The following is a 19,738-nucleotide window of genomic DNA, read 5'->3' as shown; positions in this document are numbered from 1 at the left end:
CCCGCGCACCCGTGCGGGCGGACGAAGAGAGGTCCCCGGCCGACTGCCATCGACCGGGGACCGTCACCCTCGAGTCCGACGCAGGCGCCGAGCCCCGAAGGCTGCATCTCCAGGCTACGGCACCGGTGGCGGACTCCTCATCAGAAGGAGACCTGCCATGCCACATCCACAGCGGTCGGGACCGGCGATCGCCGCCACCGGCCTGGCCAAGACCTATCGCGCCCGAGACCATGAGGTCCGGGCCCTCGACGGGCTCGACCTCGAGGTCGAGCCCGGGACGGTGCTGGGGCTGCTCGGGCCCAACGGCGCCGGGAAGTCCACGACCGTCAAGATCCTCACCACGCTGTCACGAGCAGACTCGGGGACCGCCTCGGTCGCCGGACTCGACGTGGTCCGCGAGGCCGCCGACGTCCGACGCGCCCTCGGCTACGTCTCCCAGAAACCTGCCTTCGACCCGGTCGGCACCGGCATCGAGAACCTCGTCCTCGCCGGACGCGTGTACGGACTTTCTGGTCGCGAGGCCCGGGCGCGGGCCGACGAGCTGCTCGGACGCTTCGGTCTCGCCGACGCAGCGGGGCGCCTCGCGCGGACGTGGTCCGGGGGCATGCAGCGCAAGCTGGACGTCGCCATGAGCCTGGTCCACCGGCCGCAGGTGCTCTTCCTCGACGAGCCGACCACCGGGCTCGACCCCGAGGCGCGGGCCGACATGTGGGCGGAGATCTCGCGCCTGGCGGCAGCGGACGGGGTTGCGGTGCTGCTCACGACGCACTACCTCGAGGAGGCCGACCAGCTCGCGGACCAGCTCGTGATCGTCGACGACGGCCGTGCCGTCGTACGGGGGACACCGGACACGCTCAAGCGGGGGCTGTCGGGCGACGCGATCGCCGTCGAGCTCGCCGAGCGCCGCGATGTCGACGCGGCGGAGCGGGCGCTCGGCGACCTGCCCGGGGTCCGTGAGCTGACCCGTACGGCAGGGCTGCTGCGCGCGCGGGTGGACGACGGTGCAGTCGCCCTGCCGCGGGTGATGGCGGCGCTCGACGCGGCGTCGCTGCGGCTCGCCGCGGTGACCGTCGCGCGGCCGTCGCTCGACGACGTCTACCTGCGCTACGCCGGGCGCGCGTTCGGCAACGGCGACGGGCCGGGGCGTGCGGGGATCGACCGTGCCGAGTCCGAGGGGGTGGCGGCATGACCACGATGCTCGTGCACACCGAGCTCCTCACCCGGCGGTCGTTGCGCAACCTCGTGCGGCAGCCGGCGTACCTGGCCTTCTCGCTGATCCAGCCGCTCGTCTGGCTGCTGCTGTTCGGCCAGCTGTTCCGCAACGTCGTCGAGCTCCCCGGGTTCGGGGACGCCTCGTACATGACCTACCTCACGCCGGGCGTCGTCGTCATGACGGCGATGTTCTCGGCGGGGTGGGCCGGGACCGGCTTCATCGTCGCGATGGACCGCGGCGTCATGGATCGCGACCTCACGTCTCCGGTCGGGCGGTCGGCGCTGATGCTGAGCTCGCTCGCGTCGCAGGCCGTGACGATCGCGCTCCAGTCGCTGATCGTGCTGACGGCAGGCGTCGTCGTGGGGGCGCGGTTCGAGGGTGGGCCGCTCGGGTGGCTCGTGGTGGTCGTGGCGGCGGTGCTCCTCGGCTCGGTGTTCGCGGCGCTGTCGAACGCCGTGGCGCTGCTCGTACGACAGGAGGAGGCGCTGATCGGCATCTCGCAGTTCCTCACGCTCCCGCTGACGTTCCTGTCCTCGGTGATGCTCCCGGCCGCGCTGATGCCGGACTGGGTGGCGACCGTCGCTCGCCTCAACCCGGTCGACTGGGCGGTGGTCGCCTCCCGTGAGGCCCTGTCGGCGGGCCCGGACTGGTCGGTCGTCGGAGGGCGGCTCGCCCTGCTGCTCGTGGTCGCGGCCGTGATGAGCTGGCTCGCCACCCGGGCGTTCCGGGCGTACCAGCGCTCGGTCTGAGCCGTCCCCTCCACCGGACGTCATACGTTTTGCGGGTTGTGCCCCGCGAGACGTATGACGTCCGCGCGAGACGGGGCGACAGAGGGGGAGTGTGGCGTCAGACCAGCTCGTCGCGCCAGCCTCGAAGGACGCGGTGGATCGCGTCGGCGCCGAGCAGGTCGTCGGGCGGCGGCGCGAGCTCGGCCGGCGCGAGCAGCACGGCGCGGTCCTGCCAGCCGCCGAGCCCACCATGGCTGCCCACCAGCTCCTCGAACGCGTGGACGGTCCCGGTCGCCGGGTCACAGGCGCTCACGACGTAAAGGTCCGGCGCCTCGGGCCGCTCGGACGCGGGGTGGATGCGCTCGCGCGCCCCCTCCCCGTACGCGGCCAGCGGGTCGACGTCGCCGATGACCTTGCCCGTACGCAGCGCGTGGATGCCGTCGCTCCCGATCGCGACCGGTCCTTCGTCCACGGTCATCGCGATCACACAGCCGATCGCCGGGTGGTTGACCAGTCCAGGGATGAGGCGCGGCCAGCGCTCGTCGATCTCCTGCAGCACTAAGCGTTGGTCGGAGCGGGCGTTGACGAGACCCAGATTGCCCGACGCGAGGACGATCAGGTCGCTCGCGCCGTCGGCCTCGCGCGCGGGAGCGTCGGAGTCGGCGGCGGAGCTGCCCGTACGACGGTCCATCCGCTCGGCGGCGCGGCGCGCCGTGCCGGAGCCGGCGCCGGCTCCCGCCATCTCCTCGGCGAGCGCGCGCAGCCGGGCGTAGTCCTCGTTGCTGGCTTGGACGGCCTCCACCGACCCGGCGGTCAGCTCAGCGACCAGGTCGGCGAGCGTCGCCCCGTGCACCTGCAGGAAGGTCGCGCCCTGCGACTGGCCGTGGTCGCTCACGACGGCGATGCGGTAGCGCCGTCGGCAGTGCGTGGTGACTGTCTCGAGCGTCGCGAGCACGCCGTCGAGGGCCTCGAGCGCTGCGAGCGCCTCGCGACGGAACACCCCCGCGTGGTGGGCGACCTCGTCGTAGTCGACGTAGTCCACGTACAGGATCGGCGTCCCGCGGAGCATCTCCTGCGCGACCACCGCCGTCGACAGGTCGCGGACCATGCCGTTGGACCCCGCGCGCAGGAACGCGAACGTCCAGTCCCGCTTGACCCGGGGCAGGACGTCACGGTGCGCCTGTCGCGCAGACTGGGTGCGTTCGCGCACGACCTCGGCGAGCGTCCGGAACAGGCTGCGCGCGAGCCCGTCGGGCCGCACCGCGAACCACGCGACGGCCTCGCGGGTGATCGTCGTGCCTCGGCCGCTGCGCAGGCGTGACATCACCATCGCCGTACGGTCGGCGCCGCCGCTGAAGAGATTCGACACCGAGACACCGCCGTCGGCGAGCAGGCCCGGACCCTGTGCCCGCTGCTCGATCACCGCGGCGTCGGCGGGGTGGTTGGCGGTGAGGACGCGGCCGAGCTCACGGTCGTACCAGCGGAACGCCGGCACCCGTTCCGCCGAGCCGTGCAAGATCCCGAGTTGGCTCGCCGGCGTCGTGCACGGCGTCGTCGGTCGCCACTCGTGCAGGGTGTGGCTGCCCTCGCGCAGCCACCGCTCCAGCGTGGGCATGTTGCCGGCGGCGAGCGCCCAGGTGAGGACGGGGTAGGCGACACCGTCGAGCTGGACCACCAGCAGACCGTCCTCGTCAGGCCCGTCTCCATGCTGTCGCGAACGGCGACCGCGGCGCGCGAGCGCCACCGCGAACCCCTCGTCGGTGCCCGCGGTACTCAGCCAGGCGAGCAGCGAGCCGACGAGCGCCGCCAGCCAGGCCGCGATCAGCGGGGCCCACCAGCTCTCGACGACGATGCCGGGGACGACGGCGAGCGCCACCGCGACGACAACCGCCTGGCCGACGACGGCGAGCGCGATCACCGCGACCCAGCCGACCCGCGCCGCCACCGCGACGAGCAGCGGCTGGAGCACGAGCCCGACGAGGCCGATCACAGCCGCTGCCACGGCAGGGGTCCACCACGCGGTGAACTCCAGGTCGTGCAGCACCCAGTCGACCACGACGAGCGTGAGGGTGCCGCCGACCCATGCGAGGAGGAGCCGCCCCACGTCGCCTCCCCGGAAGCGGCGCAGGACGGGCGCGGTCATCGCGGGCTCACAGTCCCAGGGCTGTCGACAGGTGGGCTCGGATCGCGTCGAGGCGGGCAGCCGCCGCGATCCGTGCGGCGTCGACGCCGTCGTCGGCGGGGACGACCACCTCGAGGTAGCACTTGAGCTTGGGCTCGGTCCCCGAAGGGCGTACGACCACCCGTCCGCCCTCCGCGAGCACGAGCCGCAGCCCGTCCGTCGGAGGCAGGCTCTCGCTGCCCGCCTCGAGGTCGTCGACGTGCTCGACGGCATAGCCCCCAAGGACGGTCGGAGGCGCGGCACGAAGCCGTGCCATCGCCTGCGTGATCAGCGTGAGGTCGTCGATCCGTACGGAGAGCTGGTCGGTCGCGTGGACGCCGAAGCGTGCGGCGATCTCGTCGAGGCGGTCGCGCAGGGTCTGGCCCTGCACGCGTAGCTCGGCGGCGAGCTCGAGCATCCGCACCATCGCGGAGATGCCGTCTTTGTCGCGCGCGATCGCCGGTGCCGCCGCGTAGCCGAGCGCCTCCTCGTACCCGTACGCCAGGCCCGGGACGCGGCCGATCCACTTGAAGCCGGTGAGCGTCTCCGCGTACGGCTGCCCGTACGCCTCGGCCATCCGCCCGAGCAGCGACGAGGAGACGATGGTCGTTGCGTACGTCCCCGCGACACCGCGTCGCAGCAGGAAGTCGGCCAGGAGGACGCCCACCTCGTCACCGGACAGCTGGTGCCAGCCGGCAGGGGTCGGCACCGCGACGGCACAGCGGTCGGCATCGGGGTCGTTCGCGAGGGCGAGGTCGGCACCGACGTGGTCGGCGAGCGCGAGCAGCAGGTCGGTCGCGCCGGGCTCCTCGGGGTTGGGGAACGAGACCGTCGGGAAGTCCGGGTCCGGATCGGCCTGCTCCTCGACGACGTGGAGTGCCTCGAAGCCTGCGGCACGGACGGCCTCCGCCGCGGTCGCGAGACCGACGCCGTGCAGGGGTGTGTACGCGACGACGAGCTCGCGGGGGCCAGCGTCCGGCAGCGCCGCGACGGCAGCGACGTACGCCTCTCGGACCTCGTCGGTCAGGACCTCGTACGCCTCGTCGCGGGGGAGGGAGTCGACCGGTCCGACGGCGGCGATCGCTTCGGCGATGTCGACATCTGCGGGCGGCACGATCTGGCTGCCGTCTCCGAGGTAGACCTTGTAGCCGTTGTCCTGCGGCGGGTTGTGCGACGCGGTCACCATCACGCCTGCGGAGGCGCCGAGATGCTGGATCGCGAAGGCGAGCACCGGCGTCGGGAGCGCTTCGGGAAGCAGCAGCGCGCGGACGCCCGCAGCCTCTGCGATCTCGCACGTGTCGCGCGCGAAGATCGCGGAGTTGTGGCGCGCGTCGTACCCGACGACGAGGGTTGGGGCCTCGTCCGCGTGCGCGCGCAGGTACGCGGCCAGGCCTGCGGCTGCCTGGGCGACGACGACCCTGTTCATCCGGGTCGGGCCGGCACCGAGCGGACCGCGCAGGCCCGCTGTGCCGAAGACCAGACGGCCGGCGAAGCGCGTGGAGAGCTCCGCCTCGTCACCGGAGTCGAGCAGCACGCGCAGCTCGTCACGGGTCTGCGGGTCAGGGTCCTGGGCGAGCCAGGCCTCGGCGAGGTCCTTCGGGGTCAGGTCGGGGCTCGTCACGGCAGCGGCCTCCCCAGCGGCATCACCGCGAAGGGGCCACCGACCCGGTCGCCCTCGGCCTCGTCCTCCTCGCGGTCGGGGATCGAGGCCGCGAACGCCTCGGCGTCGTCGCGCGGGGCGTACCCGATGCGTCGCCCCGGCCCGAGGTCCCACCACGCGCGGGTGTTGGCAGAGATGCCGTAGACGGCGATGAAGCCGGACTCGTCGGCCGTCAGCGCCGCCTCGACGAGGCGGACCGCGTCGCCGGGCGAGAGCCACGTCGACAGCGCACGGCGAGTCGTCGGCTCCTCGCGGAACGAGCCGATCCGCAGGGCGACGGCGGTCATCCCGAAGCGGTCGGCGTACAGGTTCATCAACGCTTCTGCGGCGACCTTCGCCACACCGTAGAAGGTGTCCGGCCGCGGCCTCACCTCGGCTTCCAGCCGGTCCGTGCGTGGGACCATCCCGACGGCGTGGTTGCTGCTGGCGTAGACGAACCGGTCGACACCGTGGCGGACCATCGCGTCGAGGAGGACCGCGGTGGTGTGCGCGTGCGACGTCAGCTCGTCGGTCAGCGTGGACTCCTCCGGCAGGCCGGCGAGGTGCACGACCGCGTCGACCCCCTCGACCGCCTGATCGGCGAGCATGGGGTCGAGGACGTCGCCGACGAGCATGCCGGCGCTCAGCGCGGCCGCGAGGCGGTCGTCCGGGGCAACCAGGTCGAGGCCTCGGACCTCGTGGCCCTGCGCCGCGAGGGCGGGAGCGACCGTGCTGCCGATCGCCCCGCAGACGCCGGTGACCAGGACACGCATCAGATGCGGCCCACGACCGACGCGAGCAGGTGCCCCATCGTCTGAGCGGAGGCGGCCCCCGCCGCGAGGACCTCCTCGTGGTTCAGCGGCTCGCCGGTGACGCCGGCCGCGAGGTTCGTGACGAGGGAGATGCCGAGGATCTCGAGGCCTGCCGCACGGGCCGCGATCGCCTCGAGGACGGTCGACATGCCGACGAGGTCGCCTCCGATGGCACGGACCATGCCGATCTCGGCGGGCGTCTCGTAGTGCGGGCCGGGGAACTGGACGTACACGCCCTGCGCGAGCGTCGGGTCGACCTCCAGGCACAGCGAGCGCAGACGACTGGCGTACAGGTCGGTCAGGTCGACGAACTGCGGACCGTGCAGCGGCGACGTCGCGGTCAGGTTGATGTGGTCGCTGATGAGGACGGGCGTGCCCGGAATCCACTCCGGACGCAGGCCGCCGCACGCGTTGGTCAGAACGACGGCGCGGCACCCTGTCGCCGCTGCCGTACGGACGCCGTGCGCGACTGCGTCGACGCCGTGGCCCTCGTACAGGTGAGTCCGGCCGAGGAAGACCAGCACGCGGGTGTCACCGACGCGCACGGAGCGGACGGTCCCTCCGTGGCCGGCGACCGACGGCGCCACGAAGCCGGGCAGGTCGGTCGTGGGGAACTCGTGCTCGGGGGCGCCGAGAACGTCGGCGGCAGGCTTCCAGCCGGACCCCATCACGAGGGCGACGTCGTGGTCTCCTCCGGTGCGCTCACGCAGCACCTCTGCGGCGGCGGTCGCCATCTCCTCGGGGGAGCGGGGGCGGTCCAAAGGTTCAACGGGGCTCATGGTTTCGACACTCACCTCGGCACACTAACTCAGGCGGTCCCGGGGGCCGGTAGATTGGCGGGGTGCCCAAGATCATAGGCGAGAACCTGGCCGCCCACCGGATCGAGACACGACGCCGCGTGCTCGTCGCGTTCGGTGAGCTGCTGACCGAGCGCGGCTACGACGCGGTCCGGCTCGCCGACGTCGCGAGCCGCGCGGAGATCGGCCGTACGGCGATCTACAACCACTTCGCCGACAAGGAGGCGATCCTCCTCGCGTTCGCGATGGAGGAGACCCATCAGTACGTCGAGGCGATCCGCGGCGCGCTCGCCGAGGCCGAGGGCCCGGTCGAGGAGCTCCGGACATACGTGCGCATGCACGTCGCGCTCTCCCGCGAGATGCACATGGGGCTCGGCCCACAGCTCTACTCGGTGCTCTCGCGCGATGCGCTGCTGCACATGCGCGAGCACGTCATCGTCGTCGAGGACCTGCTGCGCTGCGTGCTCTCCGACGGCATGGAGCAGGGCGCCTTCGTCGTCGACGACCTGCGCGCGACCACGGCGCTCGTGCTCGCGTGCCTGCAGGGGCGCCAGGTCACCCACGGCGAGGGGACGGAGCGCGATTCCGCCGTCGCCGTCACGGAGCGCTTCGTCCTCCGCGCGGTCGGCGCCCGCGAGGCCTGACGTACGACCCGACAACATGACCCGACGTTCCACCCCCAGATCCGGGGTGGAACGTCGGGTCATGTTGTCGGGACGTACGTCCGTTACTTCGTGACCTTGACCTTCACGGTCTTCTTGGAGCCCGCGTGGGTGCCGGTCGTGGCGAACGTCGCAGTCACCTTGTAGGTGCCCTTCTTCGCCAGCTTGGGCAGCTTCACGACGACCTTGCCGTTCTTGACGGTGGCGCGGACGGTCTTCTTGATGCCCTTGCCCTTGATGACGAGCGTGACCTTGCCGTTCGCCTTCGGGGAGCCCGAGACGGTGACCTTGGCCTTGCCGGCCTTCTTGCGGGTCGGCTTCTTGGTGACCTTCACGGCGGTCTTGGTGGCGACCTTGGTGATGGTGAGGGTACGAGCCGCCGAGGTGGACGGCTTCACGACCGCCGCGTTGCTCGAGACGAAGCGCGCCGACAGACGGTGCGCGCCGACCTTGAGGTTCTTCGGGAGCGCGAACGACGCCTTGCCGGAGGCGACCGGACGGGTGCCGATGACCTTCGCGCTGTCGAGCAGCTGGATCGAGCCGGCGACGGCCTTCGGCGCCTTCACGGCGACCGTGGCGGTGCCGGTACGGCCGTACACGAGCTTGGCGGGGGCGGTCAGCGTCGTCGTGGAGGTGACGGCGGCAGGCGCCGGGTCCTTGAACGCGATCGGAGTGAACGTCTCGTACGCGGCCTGGGTCGCACCGCCGGCGGCGTAGGTGTAGACGCCGAGGTTCGCCAGCTTGTCAGGCGCGGCGTCGACCGCTGACTTGGAGACGGTGAAGGTCGTCGAGAACGTGCCGTCGGCCTTCAGCTCGATCGCGCCCGCGCCAGGACCACCGATGGTGGCCATGTCGCCGGCGAGCACGGCCCACTTCTGGGAGATGGCCTTGCGGGCGGAGGACGTCGCGCCCGCACTGGGCTTCCAGGTGTCGGCGACGGTGCCGAGGATGACGTAGGTGCCGACAGGCTTCCCGGCGAGCGGCGGACGGGTGCCGGTAGCCAGCGACGGATCGAAACCGGAGCCGGTGACGGTGATCTCGTGCTCACCGGTCGTCGGGATCGTCGTCTTGCTGACCGTCACCTTCGCCGGTGCCGGGTCGGGCGCGACGGTGTAGTCGACGGCGATCGGGTTGGCAACCTTCGCGATGTCGCGCTGACTCCCCGTCGAGTACCAGTACGACGACTGGCCGGTGAGGCCGTGGAAGTCGACGAAGCTCTGCGGGAACGAGCCCCACGACGCGCCGGTCGTCGTCTGCGCCGCTGCCCCTGCCGGAGTGGTGACCGAAACGCCTCGATAGGTCGGCGTGATGTCGATGCCGGACGCGGTGACGTCCACGCCCGCGAGTGTCGCCAGCGTGACCGTGCGCGACGGCACCGCCGTCCACTGGGTGGGATCGTCCATGTCCGCGGCGTACCCGGAGGCGGTCGCGGTGACCGTACCGGTGCCGTCGGTAGCGACGGTCAGCTTCGGGTCGGTCGCCGTCCAGTACGTCCTGCCGGCGTAGAAGGCGACGGTGAAGGCGCCGTCCCACTGGATCGTCGCCGTACCCGCGGCCGGGTCGACGGTGCCCTCGCCGTCGGTGATGACGACCTTGTTCTCGCTCGTCGATGCGGGGTTGGCCGCGATGACGGGGGCGCCGGTGCGATCCAGGCACTTGGTCGCCCAGGTGGGAGCGACTTCATCGCCGGCGGCGTTCGGCTTGACGATCGAGACGTTGCCGGCGGTCGTCTGGTAGAAGCTGTCCGTCTCGGTCCAGGGACGCGAGGATCCCGTGCTGCCGGCCTCACCGGCCGAGAGGAAGTTGCAGCTGCCGTCGTAGGCGCCGCCGCCGGCCTCGTTGGACAGGGCCCACGTGAACGTGGCGTCGTCGATCAGCTTCGGTGCCGCGTGCGCGGGGCCGGCTGCGAGAGCCAGGGTGCCGGCCGCGAGGGCGGTCGCGGCGGTGGCGGCGACGAGGCGCCGGAACCGCCGGGGGAGGGACGTGGACATGGGTGGTGCTTCCCTTCGTGTGGGGATGGGGGTGAGACAGATCAGGAGGTGCGTCGGGTCAATGCGCGCGAGCCGGCGGTGACGAGCAGCGCGCCGAGAGCCATGGCGCCGCCGGCCCACCAGGGCCAGGTCGGGGACGACCCCCCGAGGGGTTGGGCGACCGGGCGGATGCCTTCGGTGGTGCCGACGGGCACCGTCGCGCCGACGACCGTACGGGCGTCGGTCGCGGCCGGCGGCAGAGCTGCGGATCCGAACGGGGCGGCGGGCGTGCCGAGCCCCGAGCCGGTGGAGCCGGTCGACGTCCCGGAGCCGGCGTCGTCCTCACCGCCGGTCGGGATGCCCCCCTTCGGAGCGCTCGCGGGCTTGTCGGCGTCGTAGCTGAAGGTGATCGGCAGGGCCGACTTGAAGCGATCGGTGGAGGCGCCGCTGCTGTACCAGTACGAGGCTGTCCCGACCTTCTCCTGGAAGCGGACGAACGATGTCGGGAAAGCCCCCCAACCCGACGCGTCCCGGTTCTGGGCGACGGCGCCGCCCGGAGCCTCGTACCGGACACCGGTGAACCGCGGCGTCACCGTGAACCCGCGGGCGTTCGACAGGCTCCGGACCGAGGCATCGGCGAGCCGGGCCGACGTCGGCGACAGCGGCTTCCAGACGGAGGTGTCGTTGCGGTCGGACGCGTACCCGCCGAGCGTGCCGTCGAGACGGGCTACGCCCTTGCTGACCGTGAGCACCGGGTCGGTGATCGTGAAGTAGGACATGCCGCTGTAGAGCAGCACCGTGAAGGTGCCCGTCCAGCGGATCATCGCCGTCTTCTTCGTCGGGTTCACCGTGCCGGTGCCGCCGTCGATGACGACCGTGTGATCGCTGAGGAGGCCGTTGGTGGTGGCGCCGAGGGGCTGACCGTTCGGCGTCGTGCGGAGGCCGTCCCAGGTCGCCAGGTGGTGGCCGCCGTTCGCCGTCTCCTTCTCGATCCGGACGTTGCCCGCGCGTGCCTTCCAGCTGCCCTGGGGCAACGTCTGGCCACCGCGACCGGGGTTGGGAACCGTGCCCGCCGAGAAGAAGTTGTACGTCCCCGGGGCGAATGCGGAGTTGCTCATCTCGCTGTTCAGGCCCCAGCGGAGCTGCGCGTCGGAGACCTTGAACGTCTTGGTCGCCTTGTCGTCACCTGAAGGAGCGGGCGACGGTGCCGGGTTCTCGGGTGTCGGGGTGGTCGGTGTCGGGACCTGAGGATCGGGATCCTCCGGCACGCCAGGGTCCTGCGGATCCGTGTCGAGCACGTCGCCGAGCTCCCACGCGACGTGGACGGGCAGCGGCGGCTTGTTGGCATCGACCGCACCGCCCGAGGAGTACCAGTACGAGCCGGAGCCGGCACCGGCGAGCCACGCGACGAACGACGTCGGCCACGAGCCCCAGCCTGGCTTCGTGACGTTCTGGTCGACCGCGCCGTTGCGCACCCCTTCGTACGAGGGCGTCGCCGTGGTGCCGTCGGCGCCGAGCTGGACCTCCGGGAGCGTCGCGAGCGTGACCTTCTTCGCCGCCACGGGCTTCCACACCGACGGGTCGGCGAGGCTGGAGCCGAAGCCGCTGAGCGTTGCGGTGAGCACGCCCGTACCGTCCCGGTCGACGCTCAGTGCCGGGTCGGACACGGAGAAGAACGACATCCCTGAGTAGAAGACGACGGTGAAGGATCCCCGCCACGAGAGCGAGGCACGACCGGTGTCCGGATCGACCCAACCGGAGCCCTCGGACAGCACGATCTGGTGGTCGGTGAACGTGCCGCTGGTCGGCGAGGCGATCGGGGCTCCGCTTGGGGAGGTCGTGAGCCCGCTCCATGTCGCGGGTGCGTACGAGCCCGAGGTGGTCTTCTTCTCCAGCGCGACGTTGCGCGACGAGGCCTTCCAGCCCGCAGGCTTCCCGTTCGACCACGAGTCGGCGGAGATGATCGTCTGGCCGCCCTTGCCGGGGTCAGAGATCGTGCCTGCGGACATGAAGTTGAAGGATCCGGGAGCGAACGCCCTGTTGTTCACCTCGTTCGACAGGCCCCAGCGCAGGGTGGCGCCGGTGACCTCGCGGGCGGTGGTCTGGCTCGCGCCGTCAGCGCCGTCAGCGGCGGCCGGGACGAGCGGGGTGGCGAGGGCGACGAGAGCGATCGAGGCGGCCACGGCCAGACGGCGGGTCATCGGACCGCCTCCGCGGGATCGGTCGACGGTGCCTGTGCTGTCGACGACGCCTGGGTCGCCTGGGCGCGACGCGCGCGCCGTACGCGCAGGACCGCGCCGACGACGGCGGCGAGCAGGAGGACGCCGGCGACCGCGAGGAAGACCCAGGCGGCAGTCGTCGGGCCATCGTCAGCTGCCTCGGCGGCCGTCGCGTCCACGACCGGCGGCGCCGCCGCGATCGCGAAGGTGACCTCCGGGACGGCTCCGCTGGCCGCGCCGGTCAGCCGCAGGACGTGCGTGCCGGGCTCGATCGTCGCCGGGAGCTGGAGGACGCCGGCGACCTCGCCGGACTGGCCCGCGGCGAGCGGACCGACCGCGGCGACCCCGTCGTCGAGCGTCGCGACGACCTGCTCGCCGGGCTGGAACGACGTGCCGGTGAAGGTGAGGACACGGCCGACGACGGCGGTGGCGCGATCGACGGCGACCGCCGCCGTGCCCGTACGCGCGGGCGCGGTCGGGGTGGCGACGGTCGGAGCGGCGTCGGCCGGCGTCGCGGCGCCCGCCGACGGCTGGGTCACCGTGCTCCCGGACGAGGCCGCGAAGCGTACGGGGGTGAAGGTCTCGTTGCGGGGGCTCTTGATGCCGTGGGCGCCGATCGTGAGGACACCGCACGTGACTTCGGTGCAGTCCACCTCGACGGCCTTGCCGGAGCGGTCGACCGACGAGAAGCGTGCGCCCGGCACGCTGAGCGTCGTCGTGAACCCGCCCGAGGCGCTGAGGGTGCCGTTCGCCGACGACGCCGTGTCCGAGCCGGGGAAGGCGAGGAAGCGCTGGTGGCCGGCGTTGTCGGCGGACTCGCTGTCCGGCACGTAGCGGTAGTCGTCGCCGGTCGCACCGCCCTGCGACGGTTTCCAGGAGTCGCCCGTCGGGTCGGAGACCCAGCCGAACGCGACATAGATGCCGCCGGCGCCGCCCTCGATCGACTGGAACCCGCGACCCTTGACGGTCAACGTGGTCGCGCCGTCGGTGGCGGCGGTCGCCTTGCCTCCGGAGCTGGTGACGGTGATCCGGGCGGCGGCGTGGGCGGGCGCCGCGGTGAGCGCGACCATCGGGCCTGCCAGCGCGAGCGCGGTGGCGCCGGCGAGGCCACGGCGGAGCAGCGGGTTCATCGGACGACCTCCTCGACGGGGGTACGGAGCGGCGTGACGATCAGGTCGCCCGTCCGCGGGTGGGTGAAGACGTCGACCGGGTGGCCGTACACGTCGCTGAGCAGGTCCGGACGCAGCACGTCGGCCGGAGGTCCGTCGGCGCGGACCTGGCCGCCGGCGAGGATGCAGACGCGGTCGGCGTACGCGGCCGCGAGCGACAAGTCGTGCAGCACGGCGACGACCGAGTGGCCCTCGCGTGCGAGTCGGCGCGCCTCGGTGAGCAGGGCTTCCTGGTGGGCGATGTCGAGCGCGGCGGTCGGCTCGTCGAGCAGCACGATCGGCGCCTCTTGGGCCATCACCCGTGCGAACGAGGTACGGCCCTTCTCGCCGCCGGAGAGCGTGGGGAACTTGCGTGTTGACAGCCGCTCGACGTCCGTACGGCGCATCGCGTCGGCGACCACCGCGTCGTCCGAGTCGGACTCGTCACGCCCGTGCCACGGTGCGCGGCCCATCGCGACGACCTCGGCGACGGTGAAGGGGAACGACAGCCGGTGCTCCTGCAGGAGGACCGAGCGGCGCCGCGACAGCTCTCCGGCGCGGCGCGACCCGAGGGGCTCGCCGTCGAGGAGCACCTTGCCCTGCGACAGCGCCACGTCGCCCGCGAGGACGCCGAGGAGTGTCGACTTCCCCGCGCCGTTGGGGCCCACGAGCACGAGCAGCTCGCTCGGGTGCACGTCGAGGTCGACCTCGCGCAGGATCGTGGCCGGCCCGTACGAGACGGAGCCGCCGAGGACCTGCAGCGTGGCGCGCGCGGTCATGCCCAGCCTCCCGAGGTACGACGGGTGCGGCGCAGCAGCCAGAAGAACATCGGGCCTCCGATGAGCGACGTCAGCATCCCGATCGGCAGCTCGGCGTAGGGGACGGCGGTGCGGGCGACGAGGTCGGCGGCGAGCAGCAGAACCGCGCCGCCGAGGACGCTGGCCGGCAGGAGCAGCCGGTGGCCGGGACCGACGACCATGCGCATGAGGTGCGGGACGACCAGGCCGACGAAGGCGATGATCCCGCAGAACGCCACGGCCGCCGCGGTGAGCAACGCGACCAGGGTGATCGCCCCGATGCGCAGGCGCTCGACGTCGACTCCGACGTGGCGCGCCGCGCGGTCGCCGAGGGCGAGCAGGTCGAGCTTGCGGCTGAGCAGGAACGCCCCGGCGATGCCGATGACGGCGAGCGGTGCGACCACGCCCACGTACTCCCAGCGGGTGCCGTTGAGGCTGCCGAGCTGCCAGAACACGATCTCCTCGCGCGCCTGCGTGTCGGCGAGGAACATCATCAGCGCGAGCAGGGCTCCGGTGACCGCGTTGACCGCGATGCCCGTGAGTACGAGGGTGACGACCTCGGTACGGCCGTCGGAGCGCGACAGTAGGTAGACCGCGACCGTGGTGATGAGGCCGCCGACGAAGGCGAGCGCCGGCACCGTCCACGTACCGAGTGCGGTGAAGCCGAAGACCATCGCGCAGGCAGCGGCGACCGCCGCACCCGAGGAGACTCCGATCACGCCCGGCTCGGCGAGAGGGTTGCCGAACACGCCCTGCATGAGCGCCCCGGCCGCCGACAGCGCTGCGCCGACGAGGATCGCCATCGCGACCCTCGGGAAACGGATGCTCCACAGCGCGGCATCGCCTTGCGGGTGGGCGGGCATCGGTCCGACGTCGATCCCGAGCCGGTGCAGGAACGAGCCGAGCACCTCCGCGGGCGGGATCGCGAGCTGGCCGGTCCCTGCCGAGACCAGCGCGAGCACGACGAGCGCGACCGCGAGGCCGGCGAAGAGGATGACAGTCGCGCTGAGGCGGAACCGGGCCGAGATCGTCGGGTCGACGGTGGTCATTGCAGCGACTCCGGGGCGTACATCGCGACGGCGAGTGCGTTGATCACGTCGGCGCTGCGCGGCCCGAAGCTGAGGATCTGGCTGTCCGGCATCGTGAGGAAGCGACGGTTCTTGCCGGCGGGTGTGTTGGCCAGCGACGGGTAGCGCTCGAGCAGCCCGTCGACGCCGCCGGCGGACTCCAGGCCCTTGGTCATCATGATGATGGTGTCCGGCTGGGCGGCGACGATGCCCTCGTCGTTGAGCGGTTTCATGCCCTTCCAGCCGATCTCCGCGGAGACGTCGTACGCTCCTGTGGCCGAGATCAGCGCGTCGGCCCCGGAGTCCTCGCCGAACATGTAGTAGACGCCGCTCTGCCCCCGTACGTACAGGAAGACCGTGCGGAGCTTGTCCTGGACGGCGCTCGGCGCCTTCTGGTCGACGACGGTGCGCACGGCGGCGACCTCGTCGGCGGTCCGCTTGGCGAGCGCCTTGCCGGCCTCGGGCACGCCGAGCGGCGAGGCGACCTGGGCGATCAGCGCGGCGACGTTGTCGAGGTTGCGCTTGCTGTCGACGACGACGACCGGGACACCGGCGTCGCGGACCTGCTCGATGACGTCCCACGGCCCGAGCGAGGTGTCGGTGATGATCAGGTCGGGGGAGAGGTCGAGGATCGCCTCGCCGTTGAGCTCGTGACCGTTGTGGGTCACGAGCGGGAGATCCTTGGCCTGGTTGAACTGCGTCGAGACGTCGCGTCCGACGAGCGTGTCGCCGAGACCCAGCTCGTACACGATCTGCGACAGCGTGCCGTACTGGTCGAGCGCGAGGACGCGGTCTGCGGACTTCACCGCGACGCGTGTGCCCTGGCTGTCCTTGACCGTGACGGGGAGTGTCCGGGTCGGATCGGTGGTGACCGGCTCGGGCTCGTCGGCGCCGAGGTCGACACTGATCTCGCCGGTCAGGTCCTTGGGCGACGCCGAGACCTCGACGTCGGCGAGGGAGGGGATGGTGGTGATCGCGTCGATCGCGCCCGCCTCGCCGTCGACCCCGGTGGCGCAGCCCGAGAGGAGTGCGCCGGCGCACAGGAGCGAGACGAGCGAGAGAAGGCGGCGACGCACGGGGGCACTCCGATCTGACCACGAGGCTGCCTCTGAATGAGGCTCACCTAACCTCGCTGGTATCCAGCATAGGTAAGCCTTGCCTGGCTGTGATCTCCGGGGTTAAAGTGACGCATCGTCAGGTTGGTTCTGACGCGATGTCCTATCGATTCTGACGGTGTGTCATATTATTGGGACTGCTCGACGACCGTCCCTCGAACGCCCCGTGGAGGCCCTCCCCATGACCGTCACCGCCGCACCCGAGACTCTTGCGCAGGACGCGCTCTCGACGTTGATGCGTGAGGGGTCGCGCGCCGAGCACACGTCCGCGGAGAGCTCGACGTTCATGAGCGAGCTTCTCGAGGGCCGCTCGTCCGTCGAGGCCTACACGGTGTTCCTGCGCCAGCTCGCTTCGGTGTACGACGCCCTGGAGACCGTTGGTCGCGACCTGGCCGGTGATGCGGTCGCCGCTGCAGTCGTCGACGAGGCGCTGATGCGTGCCGACGCGATCGACGCCGATCTGCGTGTGCTGGCCGGTGACTCGTGGCGCGACCTGCCGGTCGGCCCGGCCGCCACCGCCTATGCCGAGCGGATCGCGGCGACCCGCGACGACGCCGTGCTCTATCTCGCGCACCACTACACGCGCTACCTCGGTGACCTCTCGGGCGGGCAGGCGATCGGGCGCATCCTGCAGCGGGAGTACGGCCTGGTCGAGGGTGGCGTGTCGTTTTACGACTTCCCGGAGATCCCGAAGCCGAAGCTCTTCAAGGACGGCTACCGCGCGAACCTCGACGCGCTCCCGTTCGACTCCGCGACCAAGCAGCGCGTCGTCGACGAGGTCAAGGTCGCGTTCGCGCTCAACGAGGCGTTGTTCGCGGAGATGTCCGCCTGACCTTCGCCGGTCTCCCGACCCCCGCTGTGGCGTACGCGACAGCGGGGGTCGTCCGTACCCGGCCGCGACGTGCCCGAAGTCCCGGGTGCGAGACAATGACCACGTGAATCGTGTCGTGATCGTCGGTGGTGGACCTGGTGGGTACGAGGCTGCGCTGGTCGCGGCACAGCTCGGGGCGGAGGTCACCGTCGTCGAGCGCGACGGGCTCGGCGGCTCGACCGTCCTCACCGACTGCGTCCCCAGCAAGACGCTGATCGCCACGTCCGACCTCATGACCGACGTGTCCGGTTCCAGCGAGCTCGGCATCCGTACGACGTCCGCGTCGGTCGTCGATCTGCGCCAGGTCAACCAGCGCGTCAAGCGGCTGGCCGTGGCCCAGTCCGACGACATCCGCCGCCGGATCGAGCGCGAGAACGTCCAGGTGATCGCCGGAACCGCTCGGCTGGACGGGCCCGAGACGGTGGTTGTCGAGCGTGCCGACGGTGGGACGGAGGAGCTGTCGTCCCAGATCGTCCTGCTCGCCACGGGCGCGCACCCGCGTGTGGTCGACACGGCGATCCCCGACGGGGAGCGCATCCTCACGTGGGAGCAGGTCTACGAGCTCGACGAGCTGCCGGAGCACCTGATCGTCGTCGGGTCCGGTGTGACGGGCGCGGAGTTCGCCGGGGCGTACAAGGCGCTCGGCTGCGACGTGACGCTGGTCTCGAGCCGTGATCGCGTGCTCCCCGGCGAGGACCCGGACGCCGCGGTCGTGCTCGAGGAGGTCTTTACGCGTCGTGGGATGAACGTCTTGTCGCGCTCGCGGATGGAGTCGGTGGAGCGCAAGGGCGACCGCGTCCTCGTACGACTCACCGACGGGCGCGAGGTCGAGGGCTCGCACTGCCTTCTCGCGCTCGGCTCGATCCCCAACAGTGAGGGGCTCGGGCTGGACACGGCCGGAGTCACGGTCGACTCCGGTGGGTTCATCCAGGTCGATCGCGTGTCGCGGACGTCGGTGCGCGGTGTGTATGCGGCCGGTGACTGCACCGGTGTCCTGATGCTGGCCTCGGTCGCGGCGATGCAGGGGCGGATCGCGATGGCGCACGCGCTCGGCGACGCGGTCCACCCGCTGCGCCTGCGCACGGTCGTGAGCAACGTCTTCACCGCTCCCGAGATCGCGACCGTCGGCGTGACCCAGAAGGAGGTCGACGCGGGCGAGATCGACGCGGAGGCGGTGACGCTGCGGCTGTCGGGCAACCCGCGGGCCAAGATGCAGGGCGTGCGCGACGGTTTCGTGAAGCTCTTCTGCCGCGCCGGCGGTGGCGCGGTGATCGGCGGCGTCGTCGTCGCACCGAGGGCCTCCGAGCTCATCCACTCGGTGTCGCTCGCGGTCTCGACGGGACTCACGACCGACCAGGTCGCGAACGCGTTCACGGTCTATCCGTCGATGAGCGGGTCCGTCGCCGAGGCCGCCCGCCGCCTCCACCAGCCCCGCTGAGGCCCCGTCCGCGATTCGGGCAGTTCTCCACCCATCCGGCGGATCAGTTCGGTGCGGAACTGCCCGAATCGGGGACGGGACATCGGGTGTCACACGAACCAGCGGGTCCACATGGCGTTGAAGTGCGGGCGCGGTCCTTCGTATCCGTTGTCGCGGAGTGCTCCGTAGACGCGCCATACGATCGCCTTCTTGTTGGTGAGGTCGTCCTCGAGGACCACGATCACGGTCCAGCCGAGTCGCTCGAGTGCCTCGCGCCTCGTACGGTCGCGTGCGCGCTGCTTCTTGGAGCGTTCGTGCCACGCGCCGTCGTACTCGACGATCACGCGGTAGTCCCAGTAGACAAGGTCGCAGCGTGCGACGAACCGGCCGAGGTTGTCGAGGATGTCGGGGTTCGGGTTGGGCTCGGGGAGACGGGCGAAGACGAGCATGAGCCGTACGAGGGTCTCCATCGGCGACTCGACACCTTCGCGGACGTAGGTGAAGGCGCGCCGTGCGCGGACGACCCCGTCGATGTGGGTCGCTCCGACGTACGTCGAGAGCTCCGCGAGCGTGGTGTGGCCGGCGTGGATCAGATGTTCGGCGGCCTGGACGAGCTCGACAGCGTTGAGGATCGTGGCGCAGTCGACGTATGTCCGGTCAGGCCCCGTGCACGCGAGGAACTGGCGTACGTACGCGCGCAGTCGGCCGCGGCGGCGGTGGAGGCGGATCTCGTCGCGTCGGATGCGCGCCACGGTGTTGGTCGAGAAGTGGAGCGGAAGCAGCGAGCGCAGCTCGAGGCCCCAGAGACGCAACGCGGTCAGGTGGCTCGCGACGGCGTCGTCCGGGAGTAGGAGCAGTGCGGCACGGATCCAGACGACGAGGGTGAGCCTCGTCCCGGCGGTGACGTATGCGCCACGGAACAGTCGTACGAAACGGTTCCCGTCGAGCTGGCGTCGTGACACTCCGACGGACTTGGCGTCGCGCGGGGTGAACGGACGTTCGAAGAGCAATGCGGGGATGGCTTTCACGCATGCAGGGTGGGTCCGTTCGCGCGGTGCCGACGCCGCTCTCCACAGCCCCGCCCGTCCCGTCCCCGATTCGGGCGGATTTCCACCGTCTTCC

The 19,738-nt window shown here is 71.5% G+C and carries 16 protein-coding genes; 5 read left to right on the top strand and 11 right to left on the bottom strand.

What is annotated here, in order from left to right:
* The first annotated feature begins 157 nt into the window (after positions 1–157).
* Together H4N58_RS15805 and H4N58_RS15800 are read left to right on the top strand one after the other, a co-directional pair.
* Positions 158–1,189, top strand: coding sequence for an ATP-binding cassette domain-containing protein (locus H4N58_RS15805; protein ID WP_167251682.1), 1,032 nt, complete (start codon positions 158–160; stop codon positions 1,187–1,189).
* The gene (locus H4N58_RS15800) at positions 1,186–1,962 is read left to right on the top strand and encodes an ABC transporter permease (protein WP_167251683.1); all 777 of its coding nucleotides are present in this window, start codon (positions 1,186–1,188) and stop codon (positions 1,960–1,962) included. Before H4N58_RS15805 ends, H4N58_RS15800 begins: the two co-directional genes overlap by 4 nt.
* A gap of 97 nt (positions 1,963–2,059) precedes the next feature.
* Here the strand turns inward: H4N58_RS15800 and H4N58_RS15795 are convergent, their stop codons facing one another.
* From H4N58_RS15795 to H4N58_RS15780, 4 genes are read right to left on the bottom strand one after another with little or no spacing between them, the layout of a single operon-like run.
* Positions 2,060–4,084, bottom strand: a complete 2,025-nt coding sequence (locus tag H4N58_RS15795) for a phage holin family protein (RefSeq protein WP_167251684.1) — start codon at positions 4,082–4,084, stop codon at positions 2,060–2,062.
* Between the two features lie 7 nt (positions 4,085–4,091).
* Positions 4,092–5,723: a phospho-sugar mutase gene (locus H4N58_RS15790; RefSeq protein WP_167251685.1), complete on the bottom strand. Its 1,632-nt coding sequence runs from the start codon at positions 5,721–5,723 to the stop codon at positions 4,092–4,094.
* Positions 5,720–6,514, bottom strand: a complete 795-nt coding sequence (locus H4N58_RS15785) for an NAD(P)-dependent oxidoreductase (protein ID WP_167251686.1) — start codon at positions 6,512–6,514, stop codon at positions 5,720–5,722. Before H4N58_RS15785 ends, H4N58_RS15790 begins: the two co-directional genes overlap by 4 nt.
* Entirely contained in the window at positions 6,514–7,332 is an 819-nt protein-coding gene (locus H4N58_RS15780; RefSeq protein WP_167251687.1) for a purine-nucleoside phosphorylase, read from the bottom strand. Before H4N58_RS15780 ends, H4N58_RS15785 begins: the two co-directional genes overlap by 1 nt.
* A gap of 62 nt (positions 7,333–7,394) precedes the next feature.
* Between H4N58_RS15780 and H4N58_RS15775 the strand changes: the two genes are divergently transcribed.
* Positions 7,395–7,994, top strand: coding sequence for a TetR/AcrR family transcriptional regulator (locus tag H4N58_RS15775; protein ID WP_167251688.1), 600 nt, complete (start codon positions 7,395–7,397; stop codon positions 7,992–7,994).
* An 83-nt stretch (positions 7,995–8,077) separates the two neighbouring features.
* Here the strand turns inward: H4N58_RS15775 and H4N58_RS15770 are convergent, their stop codons facing one another.
* The 6 genes from H4N58_RS15770 to H4N58_RS15745 are packed head-to-tail and all read right to left on the bottom strand — an operon-like array spanning position 8,078 to position 16,289.
* Positions 8,078–10,003: an Ig-like domain repeat protein gene (locus H4N58_RS15770; protein WP_167251689.1), complete on the bottom strand. Its 1,926-nt coding sequence runs from the start codon at positions 10,001–10,003 to the stop codon at positions 8,078–8,080.
* A 41-nt stretch (positions 10,004–10,044) separates the two neighbouring features.
* Positions 10,045–12,183, bottom strand: coding sequence for a hypothetical protein (locus H4N58_RS15765; protein ID WP_167251690.1), 2,139 nt, complete (start codon positions 12,181–12,183; stop codon positions 10,045–10,047).
* Positions 12,180–13,331 (bottom strand): hypothetical protein, encoded by a 1,152-nt coding sequence (locus tag H4N58_RS15760; protein WP_167251691.1) that lies wholly within the window; start codon positions 13,329–13,331, stop codon positions 12,180–12,182. The genes H4N58_RS15765 and H4N58_RS15760 overlap by 4 nt, the downstream gene beginning before the upstream one ends.
* Complete coding sequence (locus H4N58_RS15755) at positions 13,328–14,128, bottom strand: heme ABC transporter ATP-binding protein (RefSeq protein WP_167005291.1); 801 nt, start codon at positions 14,126–14,128, stop codon at positions 13,328–13,330. The genes H4N58_RS15760 and H4N58_RS15755 overlap by 4 nt, the downstream gene beginning before the upstream one ends.
* Complete coding sequence (locus H4N58_RS15750) at positions 14,125–15,195, bottom strand: iron ABC transporter permease (RefSeq protein WP_167005288.1); 1,071 nt, start codon at positions 15,193–15,195, stop codon at positions 14,125–14,127. The genes H4N58_RS15755 and H4N58_RS15750 overlap by 4 nt, the downstream gene beginning before the upstream one ends.
* Positions 15,192–16,289: a hemin ABC transporter substrate-binding protein gene (locus H4N58_RS15745; RefSeq protein ID WP_167251692.1), complete on the bottom strand. Its 1,098-nt coding sequence runs from the start codon at positions 16,287–16,289 to the stop codon at positions 15,192–15,194. Before H4N58_RS15745 ends, H4N58_RS15750 begins: the two co-directional genes overlap by 4 nt.
* Positions 16,290–16,509: 220 nt before the next feature.
* On the opposite strand from H4N58_RS15745, the gene H4N58_RS15740 reads away from it, so the two are divergent.
* On the top strand, positions 16,510–17,160 hold the full coding sequence (locus H4N58_RS15740; protein ID WP_167251693.1) for a heme oxygenase (biliverdin-producing): 651 nt from the start codon (positions 16,510–16,512) through the stop codon (positions 17,158–17,160).
* Between the two features lie 103 nt (positions 17,161–17,263).
* On the top strand, positions 17,264–18,637 hold the full coding sequence (locus H4N58_RS15735; protein WP_167005278.1) for an NAD(P)H-quinone dehydrogenase: 1,374 nt from the start codon (positions 17,264–17,266) through the stop codon (positions 18,635–18,637).
* Positions 18,638–18,726: 89 nt separating this feature from the next.
* On the opposite strand, the gene H4N58_RS15730 is transcribed toward H4N58_RS15735, so the two are convergent.
* The gene (locus H4N58_RS15730) at positions 18,727–19,644 is read right to left on the bottom strand and encodes a DUF559 domain-containing protein (protein ID WP_167005275.1); all 918 of its coding nucleotides are present in this window, start codon (positions 19,642–19,644) and stop codon (positions 18,727–18,729) included.
* Between the last annotated feature and the right edge of the window lie 94 nt (positions 19,645–19,738).

Origin of the sequence: Mumia sp. ZJ1417, assembly GCF_014127285.1 — a bacterium.
Lineage (GTDB): Bacteria > Actinomycetota > Actinomycetes > Propionibacteriales > Nocardioidaceae > Mumia.
This window is presented reverse-complemented; position numbering and strand designations above follow the sequence as displayed.

What these genes read in the sequence shown, in the direction of transcription:
- H4N58_RS15805 (WP_167251682.1), top strand. Translation starts at nt 158, where the DNA reads ATGCCACATCCACAGCGGTCGGGACCGGCGATCGCCGCCACCGGCCTG.
- H4N58_RS15800 (WP_167251683.1), top strand. Translation starts at nt 1,186, where the DNA reads ATGACCACGATGCTCGTGCACACCGAGCTCCTCACCCGGCGGTCGTTG.
- H4N58_RS15795 (WP_167251684.1), bottom strand. Translation starts at nt 4,084, where the DNA reads ATGACCGCGCCCGTCCTGCGCCGCTTCCGGGGAGGCGACGTGGGGCGG.
- H4N58_RS15785 (WP_167251686.1), bottom strand. Translation starts at nt 6,514, where the DNA reads ATGCGTGTCCTGGTCACCGGCGTCTGCGGGGCGATCGGCAGCACGGTC.
- H4N58_RS15780 (WP_167251687.1), bottom strand. Translation starts at nt 7,332, where the DNA reads ATGAGCCCCGTTGAACCTTTGGACCGCCCCCGCTCCCCCGAGGAGATG.
- H4N58_RS15770 (WP_167251689.1), bottom strand. Translation starts at nt 10,003, where the DNA reads ATGTCCACGTCCCTCCCCCGGCGGTTCCGGCGCCTCGTCGCCGCCACC.
- H4N58_RS15765 (WP_167251690.1), bottom strand. Translation starts at nt 12,183, where the DNA reads ATGACCCGCCGTCTGGCCGTGGCCGCCTCGATCGCTCTCGTCGCCCTC.
- H4N58_RS15760 (WP_167251691.1), bottom strand. Translation starts at nt 13,331, where the DNA reads ATGAACCCGCTGCTCCGCCGTGGCCTCGCCGGCGCCACCGCGCTCGCG.
- H4N58_RS15755 (WP_167005291.1), bottom strand. Translation starts at nt 14,128, where the DNA reads ATGACCGCGCGCGCCACGCTGCAGGTCCTCGGCGGCTCCGTCTCGTAC.
- H4N58_RS15750 (WP_167005288.1), bottom strand. Translation starts at nt 15,195, where the DNA reads ATGACCACCGTCGACCCGACGATCTCGGCCCGGTTCCGCCTCAGCGCG.
- H4N58_RS15740 (WP_167251693.1), top strand. Translation starts at nt 16,510, where the DNA reads ATGACCGTCACCGCCGCACCCGAGACTCTTGCGCAGGACGCGCTCTCG.